Below are 19,912 nucleotides of genomic sequence, written 5' to 3'. Positions count from 1 at the left end.
TTGCCTTGTGGGTGACTGCTGGAGCATCCGTGAGACGGTCGCGGGTCAGGCCGGTTTAGGTCGCCAGTGCGGATTGATGTGCGCCATTAGAATATGATCTTCCCATCGGCCATTAATCAACAAGTAATCACGCGCTCGGCCTTCATATTCAAACCCCACTGCCTCTAGCACCTTGGCACTGCGCTGGTTACATGGCATGTAGGAAGCACACACACGATGGATATGGACGTTATCGAATAGCCACTGATTGGTCGCGGCGAGCGCTCGACGCATGATCCCTTGTCCTTGTGCCGCTTTATCTAACGAGTAGCCCACGGTGCACGAATAAGACGGGTATTGCATCACACTGGTATAAGAAATCACCCCTAACACGTGAGGCGAGTCTTGCTTGGCGATCAAAAAATAATAAGCCAGCTGATGCTTTTGTAACTCCATCAGCTGCAGCACGCGCCGCTTCCATCCCTGTTCAGTATAAAAGCCCGCCGCACGCTCAGGCTCCCAAGGGGCGAGAAAATCACGGTTGCGCTGAAAGTATTGCACCACCCGGGTCACGTCCTCGTGACTGATGGCATCTATGCGTAGCTCATCAACGGACAAACGCGGGAAGTGACTCACTGACGTCTGATACATACTGGCTTCCGGCATCAGCTTACTTTTTACCAATCCCATAGTCGCGCAGTTTATTGGCAATGGCAGTGTGCGAGACATCCAACCGTTTAGCCAGCTTGCGCGTTGAAGGGTAGCTTCGATACAGGTTATGCAAAATCCCCGACTCGTAACGCTTCATGATTTCATCTAACGAGCCATCCATCGACTCTTCACTCATAAACTGAGTGTTTTCAATTTCTGGCAGTTGGACGTCATCAATCGTCATCACTTCTGCGTCAATTTGGGTCATCGCATGGAGCAACACATTACGTAACTGGCGGATATTCCCGGGCCACGCATAGTGGGTAAGATAGTCCGCCAACGCCTCATCGATGCGCGGCTTGGATTGCCCTAAATCGGCAGCAAATTGTTTGACGAACAGTTCTGCAAGCGGCATCACGTCGGCCGTTCGCTCTCTAAGTGGTGGGACAGTGAGCGATAACACATTGAGACGATAGAAGAGATCTTCACGGAACTGATGGGCCGCCACCAGCTCAGGCAAGTTTTTCTGTGTTGAACAGATCACTCTGACATCCACCTGCATCTCGCGTTCTTCCCCCACGCGGCGGAAGGTACCATCTTGCATAAAGCGCAATAGCTTCACTTGCAGGTGGCGGCTCATTTCGCCGACTTCGTACAAGAATACCGTGCCGCCATCCGCTTGCTCTAAGATGCCTTTTTTGGCGCTACCGCCTTCTTCGGCGGCCGCCATGCCAAACAATTCGGTTTCAGCGGCGTTATCCGGCATAGAGACGCAGTTAACGAGTAGGAAAGGTTTGTCTGCGCGCAAGGAGTGACGGTGGCAGGCACGCGCTATCATTTCTTTACCTGTGCCCGTTTCGCCTTGTACTAAGAGAGGTGCATCCAACATCGCCAGCTTTTTCGCTTGGCTAATAAGCTGCTTAAACTTGTTTGACTGACCCACAAGATGATCAAACCCGTGATCGCTCGGGGTACGGAACACAGTTTGCGAGGTGTTATTCATCGCCACCTGCTTGAGCTGCACCACCGCACTCACCAATACAGGCTGCTCACTTTCGTCATTGATGTGCACTGGCATCACTTCCATGAGGAAGTCGAGCCCAGCCATTACCACCATACGACAGCTTTGGCTGGCTTCTTCTTTTTCCAGCCAATGGGCAAACTGAAAGTCAGGAAACACGCTGTTTGCATGTTCATCGATAAGCTGGTGTTCACTCGAGCCAATCAAGTCTTGCGCCGCCTTGTTGGCCATATCAATGTAGCCATCGAGGTTAATCGACACCACAGGATCGGTCAGGCTTTCAACTAACGCTCGCAACTCTTTATGTTCACGCTCAGCCGGTAAGAATTGTACTTTGCGTACGTCGGTGACCCCAGAAATGAGTCGAATTTCTGACATCAACTGGCTAAAGGCGTCGAATTCAATTTCCGGACAGTTGAGGTATATGATCCCGACCTGGTCAATTTCAATACCACGCAGGTCGATGTCGCGGCGCACCAGAATATCGAGGAGTTCGCGGGTAAGCCCGATCCTATCTTCACAACAGACTTTCAGTCTCATAATGGATTCCTGTAACTTGACAGTGATACCCAATACCGGCAGCAAGCCTTTTTGCGATGAGTACCCTAAAACTATGCCCGCTTCAACGGGTTACTGAAGCATTCATCGTCGCGGCTGCATGCGCTGCATTAGCTGTCAGGATAAGTTGACACTGAAGCGGAGTTTGAGCGGGTTGGGGGGAACAGTCAAGCCCTGATGCGATTTTTGCCTTACGCCGTCACGTTTGTAGCACAGAGAACACGCAATTAACTCACTGATTATTCAATGAATACCAATGTGGCTGGTAAGTCTACCTACCAGCCACCTTACCAGCGAGGACTATGACGCGTCTTGTTGACGCTTCCCCACCAGCCGCTTTACCAACTCACGGCGAAGTTGTGACAGGCTAGGCGCGGCTTGACCATGCCAAGGCAGTGGTCGCATGAGTGTCATGGTTTTAAGCCCCAACCGCGCGGTGAGCAGGCCAATGCCGAGCCCCTGCGCCACCCGGCCTGATACTCGGCCAGCGATATTGACGGACAACACATCAAAGCCCACATCGGTCATCGCCTCACTGGCACCCGCCAGCGCCATGTTAGTGAGCACCATTTTCAGTAGGCGAAAACGTGCTTTAACGCCCAGTTGGATCCCGTAGATCTGCGCGATACGCGTCATCAAATGAAAATTACGCCAAGCAACCAACAACATGTCTGCCGCCGCCAACGGGCTCACCGCTACCATGAGTGCCGCCTCTTGCGCGTGCTTGGTTACCAGGTCACGCGCCGCTTTATCTTGCGCACTCAGTACTTGCTGCTCATAGAGGCTCAGAATTTCACTGTCGTTATGTGTGGCCGCCAGTTGCTGCTGCCAGTTGGCAAAGGCTGCCGTTTGGGCCTGCCCGGTTTGCTCAGCCAATTGCTGACAAAACCGCTCTCCTTGCCCGACCGCATCACTGCTTAGCAGCTGTTCCGCTTGCTCCCGCACGGCTTCACGCTGAACCAAACGACGCATCGCCCGCCATTCTTTGCCCAGCATCACCAGTCCGGTTGTGGCAACCGCGACTAGCAGACCCTGCCAACCCAGACTCAACCAATCTCGTTCGAGCCAGCTTTGATAGACGCTGTCCGCCGATTGCCACACGGCGAGCAGCACAGTCACCAATAGCAAAAATGGCCACACGCGGCGACGTTTACGTGGCGAAGGCCTTAAGGTCGCATCAAGATCCGCATCCCACTCTTCACTCGAGACAGGGGTAAAATCGGTTTCCGATTCGAATTGGGTTCCTTGTTGTAATTGGCTTTCCGTGTCACGTTCTACGCCCACATTTTGTGCAAAGGTTTGTTTTGGCTTGTAGTGCGTCATAGCGCCCTCGCTTATCGAAATTTATCACCCAGCAAGTAATCCAGTGCCTTATCCATACGAATGTGCGGTAACGGCGCATCCAGTGGCGCTTGCTGAGGACGGAAAGAGGGAAAGTCAAATCCTTGCGTTTGCCAGAATGTTTCATCAGGTAGCTGCGCTGGCACATCGCCGGGATACAGGGTGACTGGCGAGTTGTCTGCAAGCACACCTTTTAGCGCACTCTGGCTATCGCCTTTTACCGTGACATAGCCTGGTGTGGTGGCTTCAATCGCGGCCACACTTTGACAACGCATATCAATGCCCTCAAACGCAGCTTGCTGCCACGCCTGATGAACGATTTGTTGTAATAAGCTCACCATATTTGGGTGTTGATCGGGCGTCACATGATCGGCTTTAGTGGCCGCAAACAATACCTTGTCAATCCGTGGTGAAAACAGCCGTTTCATCAGCCCTGACTTGCCATATTTAAAACTTTGCATCAGCTGCTCAACGGCAAGACGCATATCGTGAAATGCCGCCGGCCCTGCATTCAGGGGCTGCAACGTATCCACCAGGATCACTTGCCGGTCTATTTTGGCAAAATGCTCGCGGTAGAACTTGGCGACCACGTGCTCGCAATAATAGTCGTAGCGCGCTTTTAGCACCCCGTAATTCGAGTCTTTCCCGGCTTTGGCGAGGTCGTGTTCATTTTGGCTACCAACCCAAGGGAAGAATTGCACCACGGGCGCGCCCGCTAATTCACCTGGCAGCACAAATCGACCAGGCTGGACCCAGTGCAAGCCATCATGTGCTTTGCATTGGTGTAAAAACGCCGTGTAGTCTTCAGCAATTTCCGCCAGCCTTTTTTCATCAGCAGGGGCAAACGGGTCAAGAGCCGCTGCCTTAGTTGTCCAGGTGGAGGCCAGCTCGCCCCGACGGCCGGTGAGTAGCCCAGCTTGTTTGGCCGACCATTGCGAGTAGGTTTGGCTTAACAAGGGTAAATCGAGCAGCCACTCCCCGGGATAATCGACAATATCCACGTATAGCGTGGCCATTTCGTTGATCGCTCTCAGGGCAGCCGACTGCGGTCGATAGCGCACGGCAAGGCGCACTTCACTGACATCACGTGTCGGCGACGGCCATACTGGCGGAGTTTGATGAAGCGCTTGCATAGCACTGTCGTAGTCAAAGGCTGGCAGGTGCATATGCGGGTGGGGTTCACGACGTGCGCCCAGCCCACGCCCCTGTTGCACCAGTGACATCAGCGGTAAGTTGGGCTCTGTGCCCAAATGCGTCAATTGATTGATAAGAGAGGTAATAAAGGCGGTTTTACCCGCACGAGAAAGACCGGTCACCGCGAGGCGAACATGACGGTCAGCCCCACGGCTCACCCACTGCTTCACGCGCCTTTTCACTGATGGCATAGGTTGATATGGCTCCTAGTTGGCCAAGCTGCCCAAACAGGGCAGCGAGGTTAGAGTTTTTTGAAGGCTTGGTCGACGTTAAAGGTCGATGAGGTTACATACGCCTCCATGTGCGTGACCTTGTCTTCCATGTGGCTAAACTCGCGGTCGAGATCCGCGATCAATTGGCTGGCAGACTTCCCTGATTGCCAAGGTTTTTGCTTCACTTGATGGTCTTGCTGCGCGGCACTCGGCTCTTGACTCACCTCTGACGGCTTTTTATCCAGGATCAGTACCGCCGCGATATAAGCGACCACCACAAAGAACCCAAAACCGAGTAAAAATGCCGAAACAGTCAGGATGCGCACTAACCAGGTTTCCATGCCAAAGTGATTGGCAAGCCCGGCGCACACCCCTGCGATGCGGCCATTTTCTGGATCTCTGTACAAGGTATTACTCATGCGCGTTGCCTCCAATGAGGGGCTTCTGCATCCAGTAGACGCTCTAGGTTATCCACCCGTGCCTGCAGCTTTTCGGCACGCTGAGCCAATTGTTGCAGTGTTTCGTAATCTTGCCCACTCAAGCCTTGCGCCACTTGTCGCTTACTGCGGTAATGCAGAAATAACCACAATGGGGCGACAAACAGCAAGAAAATCGCCAGTGGGAAACCAAGAAATAATGATGACATGTCCGCTCCTTGAGGTATCGTTACGATTGATTGTCTTTCATTTTAGCTTTCAAAGACGCCAGCTCTTTTTCAATCTCGTCTTGCGCTTGTAAGTCAGCGAACTCGTCTTCTAGGCCTTTTCCTTTGCCCATTTGATAACTGTCTGCTTCCGCTTCTAGTTCGTCAATACGGCGCTCATATTGTTCAAATTTCGCCATTGCCTCATCGGCACGCCCACTGCCGAGGTGACGGCGCACATCACGGCGATTGCCTGCTGTTTCACGACGAATCGTCAATGACTGCTGACGCGCGCGTGTCTCGCTTAACTTGGTTTCTAATGCCGCAATTTCGCCGGCAAGCTTCTCTACGCTTTCATTAATCAGCGTCAGCTCTTCGTCCAGCGCGACTTTAACATCATGCGCTTTTTGCTTCTCAATCAATGCGGCGCGAGCCAGGTCTTCACGATCTTTTTGCAATGCGAGTGAGGCTTTGTCCTGCCACTCTTGGATCTGACGCTCGATGTTTTCAATTTTGCGCGCCACTTCTTTTTTATCGGCTAGCGCTTTTGCCGACGAGGTACGCACCTCAACGAGGGTGTCCTCCATTTCTTGAATGATCAAACGGATCATTTTTTGTGGATCTTCTGCCTTGTCTAACAATGCGTTGACGTTAGCATTCACAATATCAGCAAAACGCGAAAAAATTCCCATCATAGACTCCTTAATACGCTTCCTCGTTGATGAGCCCTAGAGTTAAGGCCAGTGGCGCGTTAACCCGTGGTACTCGGCTCTGACACACTCAATAGAATTCAAATCCCATGCCAACTTTTAAGGTGTTTATTTTCAATAGGTTAAAACAGATTGCGTTAAATTGAGAAAAAGGCCATGATGAAGAAAACCACTATTTGGTAAAAATCGCCATGCGTGAACAAGACAATTTACTGGGTGAATCGGACCGTTTTCTCGCCGTGTTGGATCATGTCAGCCAACTGGCACCGCTTAACCGTCCTGTTCTGATTATGGGTGAGCGCGGCACGGGGAAAGAGTTGATTGCACAGCGTCTTCATTATCTTTCCGCCCGTTGGTCACAACCACTAGTGAGCTTAAACTGTGCGGCGCTCAGCGAAGGGTTGATCGACTCAGAGTTATTCGGGCACGAAGCCGGCGCCTTTACCAGCGCCAAAGGCCGGCATGCGGGGCGCTTTGAGCGAGCAGAAGGCGGTACCTTGTTTTTAGACGAGATAGCGACCGCGCCATTAGGTGTGCAGGAAAAGCTGCTACGCGTGATTGAATATGGCGAATACGAGCGTGTTGGCGGCACATCTCCTCTGCGTGCCGATGTGCGTCTTGTCTGTGCAACGAATGAAGATTTACCCGCCCTTGCCAAACAAAACGCTTTTCGTCCCGATTTGCTTGACCGGCTGGCGTTCGATGTCGTTCACCTCCCGCCACTGCGTGAGCGTCAGCAAGATATTCTGTTGTTAGCTGAGCACTTCGCGATGAAAATGGCCGTGGAGCTTGGCTATTCGCTGTTTGCTGGCTTTTCGGCACAGGCTCAATCTCAGCTTCTCGCTCACACCTGGCCAGGTAATGTGCGCGAGTTAAAAAATGCTGTTGAGCGCGCCCTCTCTCGCCACAATGATCCTAGTACACCCATCGACACAATATGTTTAGACCCTTTTTCACCACCTTGGCGCACAGCGGATGCCGAGGCACCTGTGCCCATTGAGAGAGAGGCATTGCCGTCATTGCCCCTGGACCTTCGCCAGTGGCAAACCACGCAAGAACACGATTTGGTCACAGCGGCCCTGTCACAAGCCAACTATCATCAGAGAAAGGCCGCGCAGTTACTCGGCCTGAGCTACCATCAATTCAGGGGATTGCTACGAAAACATCATGTGGGGCAAACCGACTGACGCAACGTGTACGTGCATAGGTACACCCCGCACGCAAAGAAACATCAGATAGCCCTTACTTTGCTTGGTGGTAAAGCCGTTTCAGTGGTAGATTACGGGGTTTACTTTGATAGCTGATTTTACTTGGTTTATGCGCGTTTTTTTCCAGTATTTGATCCTGGGTGTGAGTGGTCTGCTCCTTGCAGGTTGTGACGCTGCCAGCGATCAACGTGCGGCCGACAATCGTGGCTTTGTGTTTTGCGGTCCTGGCCAGCCTAACACCTTCAACCCTCAGTTGACCGATGGCGGCCTCACGGCTGATACCTTGTCGAGTCAGCTTTATGACCGTCTGCTGCGACTCAACCCCGAGACGTACCAACCCGAGGCGATGCTGGCGAAAAGCTGGCAGGTGAGTGATGACGGTAAAACCTACACCTTCTCTCTGCGCCGGGGCGTGGCATTTCATCGCAGTGTCAAATTCACCCCCTCACGCTACCTCAACGCAGACGATGTCGTGTTTTCCTTTCGTCGCCTTATTAATCCACGCCATCCTTTTCATCGCATTTCCGGTGGTCAGTACCCGTGGTTTGATAGCATGAACTTTGGCGGCTTGGTGACCCAAGTTAAAGCGCTCGATACCTACCGCGTCCAATTTACACTCTCTCGGCCCGATGTCTCTTTTCTCTCCACGTTGGCCACCAACTTTTCGGTGATCCTTTCAAAAGAGTATGCTAACCAATTACTGGAAGCGGGTACGCCAGAGAAGCTCGATACCTATCCGGTTGGTACCGGCCCGTTCGCGCTAGCTGAGTATCAACCGCGAGAGTTTATTCGACTACGCCGCCATTGGCAGTATTGGCAAGGCCCTGCGCCGATGGAGCAGGTGGTGTTTGATGTTTCCACGCGCGGCACAGGGACGCTTGCGAAAATGCTGACGGGCGAGTGTGATGTGCTCTCCTCTCCGGTTGCGAGTCAGCTTCCCGTGGTTGTCGGTGATGAACGCTTCAGTTTGTCGTCGCAAACGGGCATGAATGTGGCTTTTATCGCCCTCAACACCCGTCATCCTGCGCTTTCGGAAGTGGAAGTGCGTCAAGCGATTAATCTTGCGATTGACCGGGGAGCCCTGCTCAGTTCGGTCTATTATGGCACGGGCGCGCCCGCCACCAGCTTGCTTCCGCCTATGTCATGGGCTTACGATCCAAACCGAAAAACTCAGCACGACCCCAAACTGGCCGCAGCACTCCTTGCCAAAGCAGGCTATCGCCATGGCTTTAGTGTCGATTTAACCGTGCCGCTAAAACCGACCGCGTTTAATCCCAGCCCACGTAAAACCGCAGAACTAATCCAAGCGGACTTGGGTGAAATTGGCATCGACGTCAATATTATTCCGGAAAAAACGGTTAATCGCACGTCCATTCGCCAAGGTGATGATAGCCACGATATGGTATTAACCGGATGGGTAGCCGACAACGGCGATCCCGATACGTTTTTACGTCCCTTGCTCACCTGCAACGCGAAGTTTACCGGTTGGAACATTTCTAATTGGTGTAACCGCTTTTTTGACCAAACACTGAATCAGGCGATCGCCACGGACAAGATAGCCAAGCGCAAGGCGTTGTATCAGGCCGCTCAGACGATTCTCGACCGTCGCATGCCCGTTATTCCGCTCGCCCACGGTATTCAACATCAAGTGCGTGATGCTAGCCTGACGGGGCTCACGATGACGCCCTTTGGCGCGGACAGTTTCGCCGATGTGTCGCGGGAGCACTAACTCATGCTGATTTATACGTTACGACGCTTCAACCTGTTCTTAATCACGCTAGTGATCCTCACCTTGGTCGCCTACAACATTATGTTGCTGGCGCCCGATTCACAGTGGCACCAATTTGATTACTGGATAGGCTGGATTTACTACATTCGACAGTTGCTCGATGGAAACCTTGGCTTGGCCGCCAGTGGGTCGCCGGTTGTTGACACTCTGGCACACGTCGCGCCGGCTACCTTAGAACTATGCTTTGCCGCGCTCTTTATCAGCTTGATTGTGGGCGTGCCCTTGGGCACGCTGGCTGGCATTCGTAGCCAAGGGCCAGCAGATAAAGTGATTTCGTCATTTGCCCTGGTGGTGTTCTCCATCCCTACATTTTGGTTAGCTATCCTCTTTATCATGGTTTTCTCACTCGACTTGCAGTGGTTTCCGGTATCAGGGCGCTATAACCTTTTGTATGAGATCCCGCATATTTCCGGTTTCGCGCTGGTGGATTTATGGCTGTCAGACTTACCGCTACAAGGCAAGGTCGCCTCTGATATTGTCCGTCACCTCGCACTTCCCACCTTGACCCTTGCGGTGGTCCCTACCACAGAGATCATCAAGATGGTGCGCGACTCCATGGCTTATGTGATGCGCCAGAACTACATCAAAGCGGCAGCGACCAAGGGACTATCAAAAACGGAAATCGTGCTTCGCCATGGGATGAAAAATGCCATTCCACCGATCATCCCTAATTTTGGCCTACTGGTTTCCACCATGGTGACCTTTGTCATCATCGTTGAGTCAGTATTCAACTGGCCTGGGATTGGGCGCTGGCTGCTCGATACGCTCATCGCTAAAGATTATGTGTCAGTACAAGGCGGCGTCTTGGTCATTGGTGGGTTTGTGTTACTGATTAATATCATCTCGGATGTATTAGGGGCTTTTATGAACCCGCTGGTAAGGAAAAAATGGTATGCCCTCAAATAGTGTTTACGTTGAACAGCATATCCCTACCCAATTTGAGCGCACCTGGAATGCATTTCGTCGCAACAAGCTTGCGGTGATCGGCTTTTGGTGCCTGGTTGGGCTCATCCTTGTCACCTTATTTGCCCCTCTACTCGCCCCGTGGAGCCCGCAGCATCAAACCGGTCATTTACTGATGGCGCCCTCTTGGGTGCAGTCAGGGCAAATTGAGTACTTTTTAGGGACCGATGATCTTAGCCGCGATATGCTCTCGCGCCTAATTGCCGGCTCTCGGCTCACCTTTGGTTATGCACTGATGACCGCATTGGCCGCGTCACTTATCGGGGTCGCGATTGGTGTACTCGCCGGGATGACCAAGGGGCTCAAATCGAGTGTGTTGAATCATATCCTAGATAGTATTCTCTCTATTCCTTCGTTACTGTTGGCCATTATCGTGGTCGCCTTTTTAGGGGTGGGCGAAACTCAAGTATTGCTCGCTATCTGGCTGTCACTCATTCCACGGATTATCCGCGCGGTGTATACGGCCGTACACGATGAGATAGGGAAAGACTATATCATTGCCGCGCGCTTGGACGGTGCCAATGATTTTTATCTGCTTTACCATTCGATTCTGCCCAATATCGTCACAGTACTGAGTACCGAGATTACCCGCGCTATTTCGGTGGCGATTCTTGATGTGGCCGCACTCGGCTTTCTAGGCCTTGGAGCACAGCCGCCGGCGCCAGAATGGGGCGCCATGTTAGGGGATTCTGTCGAGCTGATTTTCACGGCGCCTTGGACTGTCACTCTGCCTGGAATGGCGATTGCGTTCAGTGTGTTGGTTGTTAACCTAGTTGGTGAGGGGATCAGCCAAGCCATCAATGCAGGAACTGAATAATGCCGTTACTTGATATTCGACACCTGACCATAGAGATAGAAACCCCACAAGGTATGGTGAAAGCCGTCGACCGTATGAGCTTGACCATCAATGACGGTGAGATTCGTGGTTTGGTGGGGGAATCCGGCTCAGGCAAAAGCTTGGTGGCCAAAGCCATTTGCGGCGTCACTAAGGATCAATGGCATGTGACCGCCGACCGATTACGTTTGGGTAATATCGACCTATTAGAACTGCCCGCGCGCGAACGTCGCCATGTGGTCGGCAAAGACATTGCGATGATCTTCCAAGAGCCTTCCACGTGTCTTGACCCATCCGAAGTAGTGGGTCATCAGCTTGAAGAGGCCATTCCACCCGCGTCATTTTCCGGCAGTTGGTGGCAACGCTTAAATTGGCGCAAGCAGCATTCTATCGCCTTGCTGCATAAAGTGGGCATCAAGGATCACAAGCGGGTGATGGAAAGCTATCCGTATGAGCTTACCGATGGCGAGTGTCAAAAGGTGATGATTGCAATGGCGATTGCTAACCGCCCTCGCCTATTGATTGCGGATGAGCCGACCAACGATTTGGATCCCATTACTCAGGCGCAGATATTCCGTTTACTGAGTCGCACCAATCAGTTATCTAACACGACAATCTTGCTGATTAGTCATGATCTCACCTTGGTGACGCGTTGGGCCGATAGGATCACCGTGATGTATTGTGGCCAGTCGGTAGAGTCCGGCAACCGCGAGCAAATTTTAACCACGCCGCACCATCCTTACACGGATGCTTTATTACGGACAATGCCTGATTTTAGCCGCGATATTCCCCACAAGAGCAAGCTCGAAACCTTGCCTGGCTCAATACCACCACTGCAGCATCTGCCCATCGGTTGTCGACTGGGGCCGCGTTGCCCATACGCACAGCGTAAATGTGTCGAAACGCCCCATACGCAAAAAGTGAAAAACCATAAATTTGCCTGTCATTTCCCGCTCAACATGGAGAACAAGCATGGCCGCTCTTCTTGAAATTGATGGGCTCACCAAAGATTATCACCACCGCACAGGGTGGTTGAGAAAACGTGTCACCCACGCGGTGAAGCCGGTCTCTTTTTCTTTGGATGTCGGGGAAACCATTGCCTTTGTGGGCGAGAATGGCTCAGGAAAATCAACCCTAGCACGCATGATTGCTGGCGTTATCGAGCCAACGGCAGGCGAAATCCGGGTCAATGGTGAGACGCTGCGTTACAAAGATTACCAAACCCGCTGCAAATTGATTCGGATGATCTTCCAAGACCCGAACACCTCGCTCAACCCACGCAACCAAATCGGCCAAATATTAGAAGGCCCCTTGCGGCGAAACACCAATATGACCCCGCAAGAGCGAGGTAAACGCATTAAGAACACCCTGTTGCGGGTCGGCTTGCTGCCGGAGCATGCTTATTTTTATCCGCAGATGCTGGCAACCGGCCAAAAACAGCGGGTATCACTCGCCAGAGCCTTAATTTTGCAACCGAGTGTCATTGTCGCCGACGAGGCGTTAAATGGTCTCGACATGTCCATGCGCTCGCAAATCATTAACTTACTGCTTGAGCTTCAAGATGAGATGGGCTTGTCTTACGTGTATGTGTCGCAGCATATGGGGGTGATCAAACATGTCACCGACAAGCTGATGGTGATGCAAAAAGGCGACGTGGTGGAATCGGGTAATACCGCTGACATTTTTGCCAATCCGCAACACAGCTTGACACAAAGGCTGATTGACAGTCATTTTACCGCACCGGTATTGGATAGGCGGTCGCGCAAATCAGTCAGCGCCCGCCCATAGTGGCGAACACGAGCGGCGCGATCCATGGCCGCTCTGTTAACGCGTCCCCTGCCGCTCTCTACCTCGTCAAGCGCTTAGCTTGAAACATTGGCGAGCTCAGTCATTAGCAACGGCGATTATTGACAACCACGATTGCTAGCAAACGCTAGTGTTAGGAGCTTAAGTTACTCGGCACTTTGGTCATTCAACGATTGGTTAATTGACGCAAGCACAGCAGCGGGGTCCGCCGCTTGCGTGACAGGGCGACCTATGACGAGATAATCAGAGCCGGCTTGTACCGCTTGCTCGGGCGTCATCACTCGGCGTTGGTCACCCTTGTCGCTCCCAGCTGGGCGTATACCTGGCGTGACTAATTTAAAGGCGTCCCCACACTGTGCCTTGAGCAGGCTCGCTTCCTGCGCGGAGCAAACAACACCATCAAGGCCTGCCTGCTGCGTCAGACCCGCAAGGCGCTGCACTTGCGCCTGTGGCGATATCTGAATACCACTGTCTGCCAAATCCACCGCCGTCATGCTGGTTAACACGGTCACACCAATCAGCCAAGGGCGGTTGCCCCCATAAGGCACTAAGGCTTCACGTGCAGCAACCATCATGCGTTCCCCGCCAGCGGCGTGGACGTTGACCATCCAAACACCCAGCTCTGCCGCTGCCGCGACCGCTCGTGCACACGTGTTCGGGATATCGTGAAATTTAAGGTCGAGAAAAACCTCGTGCCCACCCGCATGCAGCTGCTTAATCAATGCCGGCCCAAATAAGGTGAACATTTCCTTGCCCACTTTTAAGCGACATGAACCTGGTTCTATCTTCTCGGCAAAGGCCAAGGCGTGGTTCATATTCGCATAATCAAGTGCCACAATGACTTTTGGGTCGTGCATGTTGTCTCCTAGTTCCTTGTTTACGATTCATCTCAGCAGGTATACCGCCACGATAGATAAAAAAACGGCGATGCTTGCGCATCGCCATTATTCACCATCAAGCCCTCGAATTGGCTTGATTGCCCCCCAGCTTTTGCAAGAAGGACATTGCCAGTAGAGCGAGTGGGTCGAGAAACCACATTTTCGACAACGATAATGCGGCTTCACTTTCATCTGTTCCGCCACCAAGTCTTTTAGCGTGTTCAGACTGGTTTTTGCGCGTCCCTCTTCCGCTTGCTCAACATGGTATTCCATTAACTTGTGAAAGCCGCGCATGGTCGGATTGCGAGTAAGCTGGCGGGTGAGAAAGCTTTGCGCCATCGCGATATTTTCGTTGTGACCGATCACTTCTGATAGCATCAACTCCGCGCTCACCCCAGCATTCTTTTCAATGCATTCTTTTAAAAACCGAACCAGATGCATTTCACGACCTAGCGCGCGATAGCTCTCCGCCAACAGTGGTAACGCCTCACTGACAAAGTCCGCATCCTGCTCAAGGATGTTCTCTAGCTGCTTGATGGCGCCTTTATAATCTTGGTGCTCAATATCAAGCTTGGCCAGCTTCAAGCTGGCGCGCACGCAACTTTTATCATACGACAAGGCGCGACGTAGCCATTGTCGTGCTTTATGTTCGTCGCCATCGGCGAGCTGTTGCATCGCCAGTTCGCAGTGAAAATGAGCGATGTCTTTACGTAATTTTTGTTTGCCCATCTTGACCAGTTTGCTCGCGGTATCAATCGCGTTTTCCCACTCTCGGGTTTGCTGAAAGATGGCTAACAACTGCTGAAGGGCAAACTCTTGATAATCTGGCTCATCCACTAGCTCAGAAAATATCTTTTCTGCGCGATCAAAAAACCCGGCGACCATGTAATCTTTGGCCAGTTGTTGCATGGCAAGGTTACGTTGATCAAGCGTCAGATTAGGGCGAGCAATCAGGTTTTGGTGGATGCGAATGGCGCGATCGACTTCGCCCCGAGAGCGAAACAGGTTGCCTAGGGCAAGGTGGGTGTCAATGGTCTCATTGTCGACCTGTAAAAGCTCAATAAACAGATCAACCGCTTTATCAGACTGTTCAGACAGCAGCAGATTCAGCCCCGCCACATACTGGCGAGACAAGTGATGTGACTGTTCTTGCCGTCGATGACGAGCATTCCTGTTACCCATGTACCAGCCATAACCGGCGGCAATAGGGAGCAACAGAAACAACAGCTCTAGCATGAATTATTGTTCCTTTAGCGGGTCCGTACGCAATTTATCAAGTTCTTTGCGTTGCTTTTCCACCTGTTTACGCAGCCCTCGAGCGGTCACTCTCGCTTTTAGGTATAACGCACCGCAGACTAACCAGCCGATGCCAAAGCCAATGACAAAGACAATACCCAAGATAACAGAGAGACGAAACTCACCTTGGGCGATTAAGTAGTTAAAGTTGACCACATCTTGGTTTTGCGCTCCCAGCGCCAAGGTGATCAGAAAACATAACACCAGAAACAGAATGCCGAGTATTTTCACAAGTATTCCCTCATTGCGAAAGGCCTAGTGCCTCTTCAATTATGGCAGAACGACAAGATGCGAGGCACTTGTCACTGTGAACGTTTGCTTGATACAACAAAACGTTACTAATGCACCCTTGGCCCGTGCTATCCACTCGCATGATGGCAAGCGACAAGGTTTTAGTTGTGGGTACAAGATCTTACACAGAAGGTATGATTATGCAGGAAATTCGCCACGCAAGCTATGATCGATAGACATAAAAAAACGGCATACCTACAGCATGCCGTTTTTTTCAGCGTCTATCGCTTAACCATAGATGTTAACGCGATCACGAAGTTCCTTACCAGGTTTAAAGTGAGGGACGTATTTACCGTCAAGCTCAACTTTTTCCCCTGTTTTCGGGTTACGCCCCACGCGAGGCGCGCGATAATGTAGTGAGAAACTACCAAAACCACGGATTTCGATCCGATCACCGCTTTCAAGTGTGGTCGCCATATGCTCAAGGATTTCCTTGATAGCATCCTCTACCTGCTTAGCAGACAGATGGGCTTGCTGACTACAGAGCCTTTCAATTAACTCAGATTTGGTCATAGACACCCCGCTTTAGTATGTTTCTCAACAGTATAAATGCAGAGGGGGAAAATTTCCCCCTCAACTTATACATTATTCGCTCTTCGCTGCTTTAAACGCGTCAGCCATAGCATTACCGATAGCGCCTTCATCAGATTTGTTCAGGCTAGCCATCGCTTCTTGCTCATCAGCTTCGTCTTTCAGACGAACAGACAGGTTTAGCACGCGGTTCTTACGGTCAACACCGGTGAACTTCGCTTCAACACTGTCGCCAACTGAAAGCACTTGAGTCGCGTCTTCAACACGGTCACGCGCAGCTTCAGAAGCACGCAGATAACCTTCAACACCGTCGGCTAGCTCAACCGTTGCGCCTTTCGCGTCAACAGCCGTTACCGTACCGTTAACGATAGCACCTTTCTTGTTAGCTGCCAGGTAGTTGTTGAATGGGTCTTCTTCCATCTGCTTGATGCCAAGTGAGATGCGCTCACGCTCTGCGTCAACCTGAAGAACCACTGCTGAGATCTCGTCGCCTTTCTTGTATTCGCGAACGGCTTCTTCGCCAGCCACGTTCCAAGAAATGTCAGACAAGTGAACCAGACCGTCGATGCCGCCGTCTAGACCGATAAAGATACCGAAGTCAGTGATTGACTTGATCTTACCAGTAACACGGTCGCCTTTGTTCTGAGTTTCAGCGAATTGCTGCCATGGGTTGGCTTTACACTGTTTCAGACCAAGGCTGATGCGACGACGCTCTTCGTCGATGTCCAGAACCATGACTTCAACTTCGTCACCCACATTAACCACTTTAGATGGGTGGATGTTCTTGTTGGTCCAGTCCATTTCAGACACGTGTACCAGACCTTCAACGCCTTCTTCGATTTCAACGAAGCAGCCGTAGTCAGTTAGGTTGGTTACGCGACCAGTCAGCTTGTGACCTTCTGGGTAACGGTTAGCAATAGCTACCCATGGATCTTCACCCAGTTGTTTCAGGCCGAGTGATACGCGAGTACGCTCACGGTCAAACTTCAGAACCTTAACGTTGATTTCGTCACCAACATTAACGATTTCTGATGGGTGCTTAACGCGCTTCCACGCCATGTCAGTGATGTGAAGCAGGCCGTCAACGCCGCCAAGATCAACGAACGCACCGTAGTCAGTCAGGTTCTTAACGATACCTTTAACTTCCATGCCTTCTTGCAGAGAAGCTAGCAGCTCGTCACGCTCAACGCTGTTTTCTGACTCGATAACCGCACGACGAGAAACCACAACGTTGTTGCGCTTCTGGTCAAGCTTGATTACTTTGAACTCGAGCTCTTTGCCTTCCAGGTGAGAAGTATCACGTACTGGACGAACGTCAACCAGTGAACCCGGTAGGAACGCACGGATGCCGTTCAGTTCTACGGTGAAACCACCTTTCACTTTACCGTTAATAACACCGTTAACGGTTTCAGCTTCTTCGTACGCTTTCTCTAGCTGGATCCAAGCTTCGTGACGCTTCGCTTTCTCACGAGAAAGCTGAGTTTCACCGAAACCATCTTCCACTGCGTCCAGGGCTACATCGACTTCACCGCCGATTTCAATTTCAAGTTCGCCAGCAGCGTTCTTGAATTGGTCAGCTGGAATAGACGATTCAGATTTCAGGCCTGCGTCAACCAGAACGAAACCGTTCTCGATAGCAACAACAGTACCCTTAACAATAGAACCTGGGCGAGTTTCGATTTCTTTTAGAGACTCTTCAAAGAGTTGAGCAAAAGATTCAGTCATTATATTTAAATCTTCAATTTGATAAACGTCCACGGGTATCCTACCGCATGGGGTTGTTAAATATGTTAGCTATCATCCTTGCAGCTAACGGTTATAGACTGCTTATGCAGCCGATAATTTGCTTTCAATAAACGCCAGTGCTTGTGCAATCACTTCGTCGATTGATAACGACGTTGAGTCTAGCACTAATGCATCTGACGCGGGGCGCAACGGTGCCACCGCTCGATTGCGGTCACGATCATCACGCTCTTGAATTTCGCTTAAAAGGCGGTCAAAGGTAACATTAACCCCCTTGCCTTGCAACTGGTGCTGGCGCCGGCGTGCGCGTTCTTCTGCGCTAGCATCAAGGAAGATTTTCGCCTCCGCTTGCGGGAACACCACGGTACCCATATCACGGCCATCAGCAATCAAACCCGGCTCGCCGACAAACGCACGTTGACGACGCAACAATGCCTCGCGAACGCGCGGGAGTGCAGCGACTTTCGACGCTTGATTACCCACCTGCTCTGTGCGTAAGGTGCCCGATACGTCTTCCCCTTCGAGAATCACCTTCACCAGATCACCTTCGGCGATAAATTGAACGTCTAGGTTCGCAGCCAGTGGTACCAATGCGTCTTCCGATGAGGTATCCACGTCATGATGAATCGCCGCTAATGCCAAAACACGGTAGATGGCACCAGAGTCTAGCAAATGCCAGCCTAGTGTCTCCGCCAACCGCATACATAAGGTTCCTTTTCCTGCACCACTTGGTCCATCTACTGTAATCACAGGCGCCTGTGTCGGCATAAATCTCTCCACGTTCGTCAACTTTACTCGATTCGCTTCGCTTGAGGCGTTAAATGGGTTTGACGCCTGCCATACCGTGACGCGACAAACACACTGTTTGCCCAACAAGCACATCGATAAATCGGCGCATAGTATAGAAGAAATCCGGCTGGAAATCATTGCTGCTGCGTGGATATCAGCAGCAATGTGTTGCAGCATGGTTATTTCGTGGTGCTGATTGCCGCGAGCTTCTCGAAATAATCAGGGAAGGTTTTTGACGTACAGCCCGGGTCATTAATAGTGACGGGCGTATCACTCAATGCGACCAACGAGAAGCACATCGCTATCCGATGATCGTCATAGGTATCGATGGCCGCGTGGTGTAACTGCTTTGGTGGCTCGACGTACAGATAGTCTTCGCCCTCTTCAACCACAGCGCCCACTTTTTTCAGCTCGGTAGCCATGGCATATAAGCGATCGGTTTCTTTAACACGCCAATTGTACACGTTGCGAATCCATGTCGGCCCTTCTGCAAACAAGGCCGCGACGCCAATGGTCATCGCTGCATCAGGAATATGATTAAAGTCCATGTCGACGCCTTTAAGCGTCTTTCCACGGGCGAGAACATAATCCTCTCCCCACTCAATCTCGGCGCCCATCGCCGCGAGTGCGTCGGCAAACTGGATATCACCTTGCACACTATGACGCCCGATGCCCGTCACTTTGACTTCACCGCCCTTAATCGCGGCCGCCGCGAGGAAGTAAGAAGCGGATGAGGCATCACCTTCCACCATAAAGTGACCTGGTGATTGATAACGCTGTCCAGCTGGGATCACAAACGCTTGGTAGTTATCATTTTGTACCTCAACACCAAACTGCGCCATGATTGCCAAGGTAATATCAATATAAGGCTTAGAGACAAGCTCCCCTTTAATGGTGATCCGGGTCTCTTGCTCAGCAAACGGCGCGGCCATCAGTAGTGCGGTGAGAAACTGACTCGAGATGCTGCCATCGATACTCACATCGCCACCTGCCAGGCCAGTGCCTTGGATACGTAGTGGCGGATAGCCCTCAGTTTCAAGATACTGGATATCAGCACCAATCGCATTCAGGGCGTCAACAAGGTGGCCAATAGGACGCTCTTTCATCCGTGGCTCACCCGTCAGGGTGACGTCACCCTCTCCCAAGCATAGTGCCGCCGTCAAAGGGCGCATCGCCGTTCCCGCATTGCCGAGAAACAGCGTGGTTGGCTCGGCGAGATGAAACGGTTGTCCCAGCCCTTGTACCACACATTCGGTGCGATCGCTGGACAATTGATACTCTACTCCCAACGCGGTAAACGCATTGAGCATATGACGTACATCGTCACTATCCAGTAAGTTGGTTAGTCGGGTGGTGCCTGAGGCTAGAGCGGCAAGGAGTAATGCGCGATTCGACACGCTTTTTGAGCCGGGAAGGTTAATCTGGCCGTTGACATAAGAAATCGGGGAAAGTGTCAGTTGCTCCATTCTGGTTT

The 19,912-nt window shown here is 51.7% G+C and carries 20 protein-coding genes; 6 read left to right on the top strand and 14 right to left on the bottom strand.

Annotation, left to right across the window (positions count from 1 at the left end; translation table 11 throughout):
• Positions 1 to 45: 45 nt before the first annotated feature.
• The 7 genes from BZG20_RS12755 to pspA all read right to left on the bottom strand — a co-directional run bounded on the left by BZG20_RS12755 (position 46) and on the right by pspA (position 6,291).
• The gene (locus tag BZG20_RS12755; protein ID WP_241829536.1) at positions 46 to 669 is read right to left on the bottom strand and encodes a GNAT family N-acetyltransferase; all 624 of its coding nucleotides are present in this window, start codon (positions 667 to 669) and stop codon (positions 46 to 48) included.
• Complete coding sequence (gene tyrR / locus BZG20_RS12750; RefSeq protein ID WP_046073479.1) at positions 650 to 2,191, bottom strand: transcriptional regulator TyrR; 1,542 nt, start codon at positions 2,189 to 2,191, stop codon at positions 650 to 652. The genes BZG20_RS12755 and tyrR overlap by 20 nt, the downstream gene beginning before the upstream one ends.
• A 318-nt stretch (positions 2,192 to 2,509) precedes the next feature.
• On the bottom strand, positions 2,510 to 3,532 hold the full coding sequence (locus BZG20_RS12745) for a TIGR01620 family protein (protein ID WP_077579245.1): 1,023 nt from the start codon (positions 3,530 to 3,532) through the stop codon (positions 2,510 to 2,512).
• 11 nt (positions 3,533 to 3,543) lie between these two features.
• Positions 3,544 to 4,935 carry a YcjX family protein gene (locus BZG20_RS12740; RefSeq protein WP_077579244.1) on the bottom strand — a complete coding sequence of 464 codons (1,392 nt, stop codon included), beginning with the start codon at positions 4,933 to 4,935 and terminating at the stop codon, positions 3,544 to 3,546.
• A gap of 50 nt (positions 4,936 to 4,985) precedes the next feature.
• The gene (gene pspC / locus BZG20_RS12735) at positions 4,986 to 5,375 is read right to left on the bottom strand and encodes an envelope stress response membrane protein PspC (protein ID WP_077579243.1); all 390 of its coding nucleotides are present in this window, start codon (positions 5,373 to 5,375) and stop codon (positions 4,986 to 4,988) included.
• Positions 5,372 to 5,602 carry an envelope stress response membrane protein PspB gene (gene pspB, locus BZG20_RS12730; RefSeq protein ID WP_046073483.1) on the bottom strand — a complete coding sequence of 77 codons (231 nt, stop codon included), beginning with the start codon at positions 5,600 to 5,602 and terminating at the stop codon, positions 5,372 to 5,374. Before pspB ends, pspC begins: the two co-directional genes overlap by 4 nt.
• A 20-nt stretch (positions 5,603 to 5,622) precedes the next feature.
• Positions 5,623 to 6,291 carry a phage shock protein PspA gene (pspA, locus tag BZG20_RS12725; RefSeq protein ID WP_046073484.1) on the bottom strand — a complete coding sequence of 223 codons (669 nt, stop codon included), beginning with the start codon at positions 6,289 to 6,291 and terminating at the stop codon, positions 5,623 to 5,625.
• A gap of 209 nt (positions 6,292 to 6,500) precedes the next feature.
• Here pspA and pspF point away from each other — a divergent pair, with 209 nt between their 5' ends.
• The 6 genes from pspF to BZG20_RS12695 all read left to right on the top strand — a co-directional run bounded on the left by pspF (position 6,501) and on the right by BZG20_RS12695 (position 12,892).
• Positions 6,501 to 7,496: a phage shock protein operon transcriptional activator gene (gene pspF, locus BZG20_RS12720; RefSeq protein WP_077579242.1), complete on the top strand. Its 996-nt coding sequence runs from the start codon at positions 6,501 to 6,503 to the stop codon at positions 7,494 to 7,496.
• A 130-nt stretch (positions 7,497 to 7,626) separates the two neighbouring features.
• Entirely contained in the window at positions 7,627 to 9,246 is a 1,620-nt protein-coding gene (gene sapA, locus BZG20_RS12715) for an ABC transporter substrate-binding protein SapA (protein WP_077579241.1), read from the top strand.
• A 3-nt stretch (positions 9,247 to 9,249) separates the two neighbouring features.
• Complete coding sequence (locus tag BZG20_RS12710) at positions 9,250 to 10,212, top strand: ABC transporter permease subunit (RefSeq protein ID WP_046073487.1); 963 nt, start codon at positions 9,250 to 9,252, stop codon at positions 10,210 to 10,212.
• Positions 10,199 to 11,086, top strand: coding sequence for a putrescine export ABC transporter permease SapC (gene sapC / locus BZG20_RS12705; protein ID WP_046073488.1), 888 nt, complete (start codon positions 10,199 to 10,201; stop codon positions 11,084 to 11,086). The genes BZG20_RS12710 and sapC overlap by 14 nt, the downstream gene beginning before the upstream one ends.
• Positions 11,086 to 12,093, top strand: a complete 1,008-nt coding sequence (locus tag BZG20_RS12700) for an oligopeptide/dipeptide ABC transporter ATP-binding protein (RefSeq protein WP_046073489.1) — start codon at positions 11,086 to 11,088, stop codon at positions 12,091 to 12,093. Before sapC ends, BZG20_RS12700 begins: the two co-directional genes overlap by 1 nt.
• Positions 12,077 to 12,892 (top strand): ATP-binding cassette domain-containing protein, encoded by an 816-nt coding sequence (locus BZG20_RS12695; protein ID WP_046073490.1) that lies wholly within the window; start codon positions 12,077 to 12,079, stop codon positions 12,890 to 12,892. The genes BZG20_RS12700 and BZG20_RS12695 overlap by 17 nt, the downstream gene beginning before the upstream one ends.
• 164 nt (positions 12,893 to 13,056) lie before the next feature.
• Here BZG20_RS12695 and pyrF read toward each other — a convergent pair whose 3' ends face one another.
• From pyrF to aroA, 7 genes are all read right to left on the bottom strand, one after another.
• Positions 13,057 to 13,767, bottom strand: coding sequence for an orotidine-5'-phosphate decarboxylase (gene pyrF / locus BZG20_RS12690; RefSeq protein ID WP_046073491.1), 711 nt, complete (start codon positions 13,765 to 13,767; stop codon positions 13,057 to 13,059).
• Between the two features lie 87 nt (positions 13,768 to 13,854).
• Positions 13,855 to 15,024, bottom strand: a complete 1,170-nt coding sequence (lapB, locus tag BZG20_RS12685; RefSeq protein WP_077579240.1) for a lipopolysaccharide assembly protein LapB — start codon at positions 15,022 to 15,024, stop codon at positions 13,855 to 13,857.
• A 3-nt stretch (positions 15,025 to 15,027) separates the two neighbouring features.
• Entirely contained in the window at positions 15,028 to 15,315 is a 288-nt protein-coding gene (locus BZG20_RS12680; protein ID WP_046073493.1) for a lipopolysaccharide assembly protein LapA domain-containing protein, read from the bottom strand.
• Positions 15,316 to 15,603: 288 nt separating this feature from the next.
• On the bottom strand, positions 15,604 to 15,888 hold the full coding sequence (ihfB, locus tag BZG20_RS12675; RefSeq protein WP_046073494.1) for an integration host factor subunit beta: 285 nt from the start codon (positions 15,886 to 15,888) through the stop codon (positions 15,604 to 15,606).
• A gap of 72 nt (positions 15,889 to 15,960) precedes the next feature.
• Positions 15,961 to 17,631 carry a 30S ribosomal protein S1 gene (gene rpsA / locus BZG20_RS12670; RefSeq protein ID WP_046073837.1) on the bottom strand — a complete coding sequence of 557 codons (1,671 nt, stop codon included), beginning with the start codon at positions 17,629 to 17,631 and terminating at the stop codon, positions 15,961 to 15,963.
• Between the two features lie 102 nt (positions 17,632 to 17,733).
• A complete protein-coding gene (cmk, locus tag BZG20_RS12665) occupies positions 17,734 to 18,417 on the bottom strand; it encodes a (d)CMP kinase (protein WP_046073495.1) in 684 nt (227 codons plus the stop codon).
• Between the two features lie 200 nt (positions 18,418 to 18,617).
• On the bottom strand, positions 18,618 to 19,904 hold the full coding sequence (gene aroA / locus BZG20_RS12660; RefSeq protein WP_077579239.1) for a 3-phosphoshikimate 1-carboxyvinyltransferase: 1,287 nt from the start codon (positions 19,902 to 19,904) through the stop codon (positions 18,618 to 18,620).
• Between the last annotated feature and the right edge of the window lie 8 nt (positions 19,905 to 19,912).

This window comes from Salinivibrio sp. IB868 (assembly GCF_001995655.1).
Taxonomy (GTDB): Bacteria; Pseudomonadota; Gammaproteobacteria; order Enterobacterales; family Vibrionaceae; genus Salinivibrio; species Salinivibrio siamensis.
Note: the sequence above shows the minus strand (reverse complement) of the source record. Positions and strands in the feature narration are given on the sequence as shown.

Bases quoted from the DNA above. Each gene is read 5' to 3' on its own strand.
- BZG20_RS12695 (WP_046073490.1), top strand. From the start codon at position 12,077: ATGGCCGCTCTTCTTGAAATTGATGGGCTCACCAAAGATTATCACCAC.
- tyrR (WP_046073479.1), bottom strand. From the start codon at position 2,191: ATGAGACTGAAAGTCTGTTGTGAAGATAGGATCGGGCTTACCCGCGAA.
- cmk (WP_046073495.1), bottom strand. From the start codon at position 18,417: ATGCCGACACAGGCGCCTGTGATTACAGTAGATGGACCAAGTGGTGCA.
- BZG20_RS12710 (WP_046073487.1), top strand. From the start codon at position 9,250: ATGCTGATTTATACGTTACGACGCTTCAACCTGTTCTTAATCACGCTA.
- pspF (WP_077579242.1), top strand. From the start codon at position 6,501: ATGCGTGAACAAGACAATTTACTGGGTGAATCGGACCGTTTTCTCGCC.
- aroA (WP_077579239.1), bottom strand. From the start codon at position 19,904: ATGGAGCAACTGACACTTTCCCCGATTTCTTATGTCAACGGCCAGATT.
- pyrF (WP_046073491.1), bottom strand. From the start codon at position 13,767: ATGCACGACCCAAAAGTCATTGTGGCACTTGATTATGCGAATATGAAC.
- BZG20_RS12740 (WP_077579244.1), bottom strand. From the start codon at position 4,935: ATGCCATCAGTGAAAAGGCGCGTGAAGCAGTGGGTGAGCCGTGGGGCT.
- pspC (WP_077579243.1), bottom strand. From the start codon at position 5,375: ATGAGTAATACCTTGTACAGAGATCCAGAAAATGGCCGCATCGCAGGG.
- BZG20_RS12745 (WP_077579245.1), bottom strand. From the start codon at position 3,532: ATGACGCACTACAAGCCAAAACAAACCTTTGCACAAAATGTGGGCGTA.
- rpsA (WP_046073837.1), bottom strand. From the start codon at position 17,631: ATGACTGAATCTTTTGCTCAACTCTTTGAAGAGTCTCTAAAAGAAATC.
- sapA (WP_077579241.1), top strand. From the start codon at position 7,627: ATGCGCGTTTTTTTCCAGTATTTGATCCTGGGTGTGAGTGGTCTGCTC.
- sapC (WP_046073488.1), top strand. From the start codon at position 10,199: ATGCCCTCAAATAGTGTTTACGTTGAACAGCATATCCCTACCCAATTT.
- BZG20_RS12755 (WP_241829536.1), bottom strand. From the start codon at position 669: ATGGGATTGGTAAAAAGTAAGCTGATGCCGGAAGCCAGTATGTATCAG.
- pspA (WP_046073484.1), bottom strand. From the start codon at position 6,291: ATGGGAATTTTTTCGCGTTTTGCTGATATTGTGAATGCTAACGTCAAC.
- pspB (WP_046073483.1), bottom strand. From the start codon at position 5,602: ATGTCATCATTATTTCTTGGTTTCCCACTGGCGATTTTCTTGCTGTTT.
- lapB (WP_077579240.1), bottom strand. From the start codon at position 15,024: ATGCTAGAGCTGTTGTTTCTGTTGCTCCCTATTGCCGCCGGTTATGGC.
- ihfB (WP_046073494.1), bottom strand. From the start codon at position 15,888: ATGACCAAATCTGAGTTAATTGAAAGGCTCTGTAGTCAGCAAGCCCAT.
- BZG20_RS12700 (WP_046073489.1), top strand. From the start codon at position 11,086: ATGCCGTTACTTGATATTCGACACCTGACCATAGAGATAGAAACCCCA.